Source organism: Streptomyces glaucescens (assembly GCF_002154375.1).
Lineage (GTDB): Bacteria > Actinomycetota > Actinomycetes > Streptomycetales > Streptomycetaceae > Streptomyces > Streptomyces glaucescens.
Window position 1 is genome coordinate 1 of the sequence record NZ_MUND01000572.1, and the last position, 6057, is coordinate 6057.

Genomic DNA, 6057 nt, shown 5'->3' on the forward strand with positions numbered 1-6057 from the left:
GTACGAGGGACTCCGCCCGGCGCGCCGAGAGCACGCACCAGACGCCGCGGGGCCCGCCCTTCGGGCGGACGACGGGACTTTGCGGACACGACCTAGGCTCCGCCCTCATGGGGGAGACACAGGTGGTATTGAAGGGACGCGGGGGGACCTTCCGGCTGGAAGGCCGAAAGCTGCGGGTCGTGCGCGGACGCACCGTGTGGGAGATACCCCTGCGGGCCGTCGAGGCGGTCGAGCGGGGTGACGACTGGCGCTACGCCGCCCTGCGGATCAGCGGCGCGGGACCGGCCCCAGCGTTCACCGTCCGCAGCCGCAACACCGCCGCCGTACAGGCGTTCACCGAGGCGCTGGGGCGCGCGCTGACCGGGGTCACCCCCGTCGCGGACGGGCAGGCGCTGATCACCACCGGCACGCGCCCCCTCGAACTGCCGGGACTGTCCACGCGCGCGTCCCGCATCACGGCGCTGGTGCTCGGCTGGCTGCTCCTGATCGTCCTGGCCGCCGGCGGCGTGGAGAGCGACTCCGAAGCCGGACTCGTCGTCGCCGCCGCGCCCACCGGCCCCACGGGGTGCGTCCTGCTCGCCGTCGCCTGGCGGTTCTTCCTGCGCGATCCCTGGATCCTGCGGCGGCGCGGGGTGACGGTGCCCGGCCAGGTCGTCCGGTACATCACCTCGACCAGACAGCAGGCCATGTACCCCGTCTACCGGTTCACCACGGTCACGGGCCGGACCCTGACCCAGGAATCCTCGGTGACGGTGCTCAAGCGCCTGTCCAACCCCGGCGTCGACGTCACCTACGACCCGCAGGACCCGACGCGGGTCCGGGGAGCGCGGGCGTTCGGCCACCTGGCCGCCGGGCTCTTCGTCGCCGCCTTCGGCGCGGGCGCCGCCCTGGTGGCGCTCACCGGTGTCGTACGGGCTCTCACACCGCTGTGAGCGACAGCCGCCCGGCGCGCCGCGCCCGCTTCACTCCGTCGGCGTGCGCCCGCCCGTGAGCGCCGCGAGGCTGTCCCGCACCTGGTCCATGTGCGCCTGTACGTCGTCCCAGCGCTCCCCGTGCTCCCGCAGCACCCGCTCGGTCTCACGGGCGATGCGCTCCTCCCGCGCCCGCGCCTCGGCGACGATCTCGGCGGCCCGCACCTGAGCCTCCTCCTGCCGGCACCGGGCGGACTCCTCCGCGTCGGCGAAGGCCTCCTCGGCCTCGGCGAGCGCGGCCTCGGCCCGCGCCGTCAGCTCGGCGTGGCGGGCGTCCAGCGCGGTGGCGCGCGCGGCCGCCGACCGCTCGGCGGCCTCCCACCGTTCGGCGTGGTCCTTCTCCTGGTCGGCGAGGAGGGCGGCGGTGCGCCGGCGCACCTCGCGCAGGGCGGCGAGCGCCTCGGTGCGGCGCTCCTTCACCTCCCGCCGGGCCGCGACCCGGATCTCGTCGGCCTCGGCCCGGGCCGCGAGCAACCGCTGCCGGGCCCGTTCCTCGGCGTCCGCGCGCAGCGCACCGGCGTCCGCCTCCGCCGCCCGGCGCACCTCCAGCGCGCGTTCCTCGGCCCGCGCGACCCGCTCGTGCGCCTCACACCGGGCCCGCTCCCGCACCTCCGCCGCCTCCTCCTCCCCGAGCTGGAACAGGCGCCGGGCACGCTCCCCCAGCGCCTCGTACGTCTGCGGCGCCAGCCGGGCCACCGCCGCCCTCAGCAGCTCCGCCTCCGCCTCCATCTCCTTGGCGAGCACAGTGAGGCGGGCCGCCCGTTCCCAGGCAGCGTCGCGGTCCCGGCAGAGCGCCGTGGCGAACGCGTCGACCTGTTCAGGACGGTAACCACGCCCCCGGACGGTCGCGAAGCCGTACGGGGACACCGACGCACCGCTCATTCTGGAGCCCCTTTCCACCGACCACCTGATCTCGTGCACATCTTGATGGATCGACAGAAAGCACCTGGAGCATGACACTTCACGCGGAAGGTGCACACAAAAGGGCCTGACCCGGTCGGGGAGGACCGGGCCAGGCCCCTTGCTCACACACCGTCAGAACGCCGCCGCTGTCACAGCAGCCCGTCCCACATCTGCTCCAGCAGCACCGACCACCAGCTCTCCGGCGAACCGAGCGCCGCCGGGTCGAGAGCGGCCAACTGGGCCTGGAAGTCGACGGTCCAGCGGCCCGCCTGCTCCTGGTTCAGCCCGAACCGCAGCCGCCACATCCGGCCCAGCAGCGCCAGACAGCGCGCGAACTCCGGCAGACCGGTGTTCACGAACTGCGGCGGCACCGGCGCCCCGCCCGGCCCGGCCTCCACCGGCACCGCGACAATGTTCGCCGTGCCGTACTGCACACAGATCGCCTTGCCGAAGTCGCTGCCCATGACGAGGTAGGAACCCGCGTCCGCCGCGGGCTGCACCCCGCGCTCCTGCGCCAGCTCCGCCAGCGTCGGCACCGGCCGCCCCGGCTGCGCCTGCGCCCAGAAGAACGGCCCCATGTCGACCGGCAGACCGGCCACCACCAGGGTGTGCGCCACGATCGGCGGCACGCCCTGCCGGGACACCGCCGCCTGCTCGAACCGGAAGACACCCGGCCCGAACGCCGCCGCCAGCTCCTGCGCCACACCCTCCGGCGGAACCGGCGGCAGCGGCTGCACCGGCGGCAGCGGCGCGCGCACCGGAGCGGGGCGCGCGGGACCGTCCGCGACCTGGTGCAACTCGCCCTGGTGGGCCAGCAGCTGCTGCATGCCCTGCTGCCGGCTGGCGTGGTCCGTGCCGTACGGCGCGATCGACGTGATCCGCGCCTGCGGCCACTGCTCCCGGATCATCCGCGCGCAGTAGGCGCCCGGCAGCTCGCACGACTCCAGCTCCGTGTGCAGCTCCAGCACCTGGTCCGGCGGCACGTTCATCGCCCGCAGCTCGTGGAAGATCTGCCATTCCGGGTGCGGGGTGCCCGGCGCCGAGCGCCGGATCAGCTGCTGCTCCGAACCGTCCTGCGCGCGGTAGCGCAGCACGGCCTGGTAGCCCGGACCGACCGTCGGCTGCCCCTGCTGCGGATAGCCGTACGCCGGCGGCTGCGCACCCGGCACGGGCTGCCCCGGGAACGGCTGACCGGGCACCGGCTGACCCAGCGCGGGCGGCATCGGCTGCGGGGCGCCCGGAGGCATCCCAGGGGCGCCCGGGACACCGGGCACACCCGGGGCCTGCGGCGGCGGGGGCGCGCCCGGACCGCCGACCGGCGGCGCGGCCAGCATGGTCTCCGCGTGATGCACGGCACCGGGCGCACCCGGAGCACCCGGAGCACCGGGAACGCCCGGGGGCTGCGGCGCCCCAGGGGCCCCCGGAGGACCCGGAGGCTGCGGCGCGCCCGGCCCCATCTGCGACGGGTCGGCCAGCATCGTCGCCGCGTGGTGGACACCGCCCGGAGGCGTACCGCCAGGGGTGTTCGGCGCACCCGGAGGCTGCGGCGCACCCGGACCGGCCGGACCCTGGGGGCCGTCGGGCCCGAGGGCGGACACGAGCTGGGTGGGCACGTAGGCACCGCCGGAGGGGGTGCCCGGAGCGGACGCCGGAGGAGGCGTACCGCCCGGCCGTGCGCCCGGAGTGCCCGGCGCACCCGGCGGAGGCGGCGGCGTCGCGCCCCCGCCCCGGCCACGACGCGGCGGCGGGGCCGCCTTGCTGGTGGCGGCGTCGGCGATGTCCCCGGGGTGCGGCGGCGCCGGCTGGGCACCGCCCGCCTGCGGGTAACCGTAGGACGGCGCACCCGGCCCCGGGGGCGGCGTACTGCCCGGCGGCGCGGGCGGCGGCACGCTGCCCGGCGGGACCGGAGGGACCGGAGGCGGCGTACTCCCCTGCGGGGCGCCCGGGACCGGCGCCCCCGGCACGGGCGGCGCGGAGGGCGGAGGCGGCGTACCCGGGGCGCTCGGCGGCGCGGGGGCAACCTGCGCCGCAGGGGCACCCGGACCACCCGGGACACCCGGCGCACCCGGCATCCCAGGGGCACCCGCGGCACCAGCCGCCGCGCCCTGCACGCCCTGAGCCCCCTGGGCGCCCTGCGCGCCCGGGTCGTTCAGCGCGGGCGCGATCGCCGTGGGCGGAAGCCGGCTGCCACCCTGGATCAGCGCCGTCTTCGCCTCCGGCACCACCGCCGGCGGCACCTCGTCGTCCACACCGCTCAGCGGCGGCGCGAACACGGTCTCCGGCAGCGGCACCGAACGGTCCTCACCGGCATCCGCGTTGGTGTCGGTCCCGGCCCACGGAGTGGCCCCCGCGGGCACACCCGGCGCGCCACCGGACGTGGCACCGGACGGGCCGCCCGGCACCGCCGGACCCGAAGCACTCGAAGCGCCCGCCGCGCCCGAAGCACTCGAAGCGCCCGCCGCACCCGTCGGAATACCCGCCTGGGTCTCCGGCAGCGCCGGCCCGGCGGCCGGAGCGGCCGGCCCCGGCACCGCGTCCTCGGGAGCCCCCGGCCCGGACACCGCGCCCTGCGGCTCCACCCCCGGCGACCCCGCATCCCGCGGCGACGCGTCCCGCGACGCCCCGCCCCGCGACTCCCGCTGATCCGGAATGCCCAGCCTGTCCGCCGCGTCCTGCAACCACTCCGGCGGAGTCAGCAGGAACGACGTCTGATTCAGATCCACCCGGGCCGCCGGCGCCGGCACCGGCTCCTGCGCCACACCCTCACGGCCGTACTCCTCCTCGTACCGGCGGATCACCTCACCCACCGGCAGCGACGGCCACAGCGTGGCCTCCCCGCTGTCCCGGGCGATCACCAGCCGCTGCGCACCGCCGTCCGAACGCGGACCGTCCTCCCGGTCCTCCGCCCACACCACGAAGCCCAGCTCGAACTCCCGCACCCGCACCTCACGATGCTGGTACGACGGCACATCGCCGTTGACCCACTCTTCCGCGCGCTCCTGCGCCTGCGCGTACGTCACCATCGGTCAGCTCACTCCCCGGACACCGGCACGGACCGCGCGAAACCGCCGTCCACCATCAAGTTCGCCACCGTCTCCAACTCCGGCGGACTGCCCGCCAGCCGCGACAGGAACACGTCGAAGTCGTCCCCGCACGGCAGCAGCAGCCGCTCCACACGCTCGGCGGGCGGCACCGCCGGATCCACGTCCCGCGCGTCGTCGTACGCGCAGAACCACACCGAACCGGCCCGCTCGCCCTTCACCTTCACCGCGAGCAGACCGCCCTGCACGAACCCGACCCCCAGATAGTCCTTGGTCAGGTGATCCCGCAGACACTTGTTGACGTACACCAGGTCGTTCACCGCGGCCTCGTCCCGCACCGTGAAGAACGGCTGGTCGATCAGCAGCCCCAGCTCCGCGTCCAGCGCGGTGCCCACCGGCGCGCACCCACCCGCCGCCTTCAGGAACGACCGGTAGGCACCCGGCAGCCGGTAACCGAGATCCTCCTCGACCCCCTGCACCTGCGCCTCACTCACCGCCACACCCGACTTCGGCAGCCCGAAATGCGCCGGACGCGTCTCCTGCAACGGCCGCGTGCCCCGCTTGCCCTGGTCCACCGACGCCGTCGCGATCCCGCCGTGATGCCGCAGCAGCGCCTTCACCTCGACCGGCACCAGCTCCATCCGCCGCGACCCCACCACGTGATGCCACGTCCAGCCGTGCGGCGTCGCCACCGCCGGGATCGTGTCCCACAGCTCGTGCCCGGACGCCGCCAGCGCCGCGTTCGCCGAGACGTAGTCGGTCAGCCGCAGCTCGTCGACACCGAAACCCTCCGGCGGCTCGGCGATCTCCGCCGCCGCCCGCGCATACGGGGAGAAGTCGGGATAGCCGCGCTCGTCCACCCGCACCCCTCTCGGATGACGGGCCGCCCGGACCGGATCCGGGAAATGCACGACCTGCCCGGCGTAGGCCGCGTTCGGCGGCGCGGCTTGTCCCCCGGCCTGGCGGCCGGGAGGTGCCCCCAGCCCGAGCCGACCTGTCGTCATGGCGGTTGCCCCCTGCGGCACTCTGTACGACGCGCAACGACCGACTCCGGCCACTACGCCCCGTATCGACTTCTCTGCTCCGACGGCGCCCCGCGGTCCAGCACGCCGACCGCGCCCGGCGCGGTCGGCGTGCGGGAC

Annotated in this window: 4 protein-coding genes; 1 reads left to right on the plus strand and 3 read right to left on the minus strand. The window is 75.9% G+C overall.

Going from position 1 to position 6057, the window contains the following annotated elements; all coding sequences use genetic code 11:
- The first annotated feature begins 179 nt into the window (after positions 1-179).
- A complete protein-coding gene (locus tag CCN42_RS42835; protein WP_158102158.1) occupies positions 180-932 on the plus strand; it encodes a DUF3592 domain-containing protein in 753 nt (250 codons plus the stop codon).
- A gap of 30 nt (positions 933-962) precedes the next feature.
- Here CCN42_RS42835 and CCN42_RS32080 read toward each other — a convergent pair whose 3' ends face one another.
- The 3 genes from CCN42_RS32080 to CCN42_RS45735 all read right to left on the minus strand — a co-directional run bounded on the left by CCN42_RS32080 (position 963) and on the right by CCN42_RS45735 (position 5919).
- Positions 963-1853, minus strand: a complete 891-nt coding sequence (locus CCN42_RS32080; protein WP_086740867.1) for a cellulose-binding protein — start codon at positions 1851-1853, stop codon at positions 963-965.
- Between the two features lie 170 nt (positions 1854-2023).
- Positions 2024-4897 carry an SUKH-4 family immunity protein gene (locus tag CCN42_RS32085; RefSeq protein WP_086740868.1) on the minus strand — a complete coding sequence of 958 codons (2874 nt, stop codon included), beginning with the start codon at positions 4895-4897 and terminating at the stop codon, positions 2024-2026.
- An 8-nt stretch (positions 4898-4905) separates the two neighbouring features.
- A complete protein-coding gene (locus tag CCN42_RS45735; protein ID WP_086740870.1) occupies positions 4906-5919 on the minus strand; it encodes an SMI1/KNR4 family protein in 1014 nt (337 codons plus the stop codon).
- Positions 5920-6057 lie beyond the last annotated feature (138 nt).

What these genes read in the sequence shown, in the direction of transcription:
- CCN42_RS32080 (WP_086740867.1), bottom strand. Translation starts at nt 1,853, where the DNA reads ATGAGCGGTGCGTCGGTGTCCCCGTACGGCTTCGCGACCGTCCGGGGG.
- CCN42_RS45735 (WP_086740870.1), bottom strand. Translation starts at nt 5,919, where the DNA reads ATGACGACAGGTCGGCTCGGGCTGGGGGCACCTCCCGGCCGCCAGGCC.
- CCN42_RS32085 (WP_086740868.1), bottom strand. Translation starts at nt 4,897, where the DNA reads ATGGTGACGTACGCGCAGGCGCAGGAGCGCGCGGAAGAGTGGGTCAAC.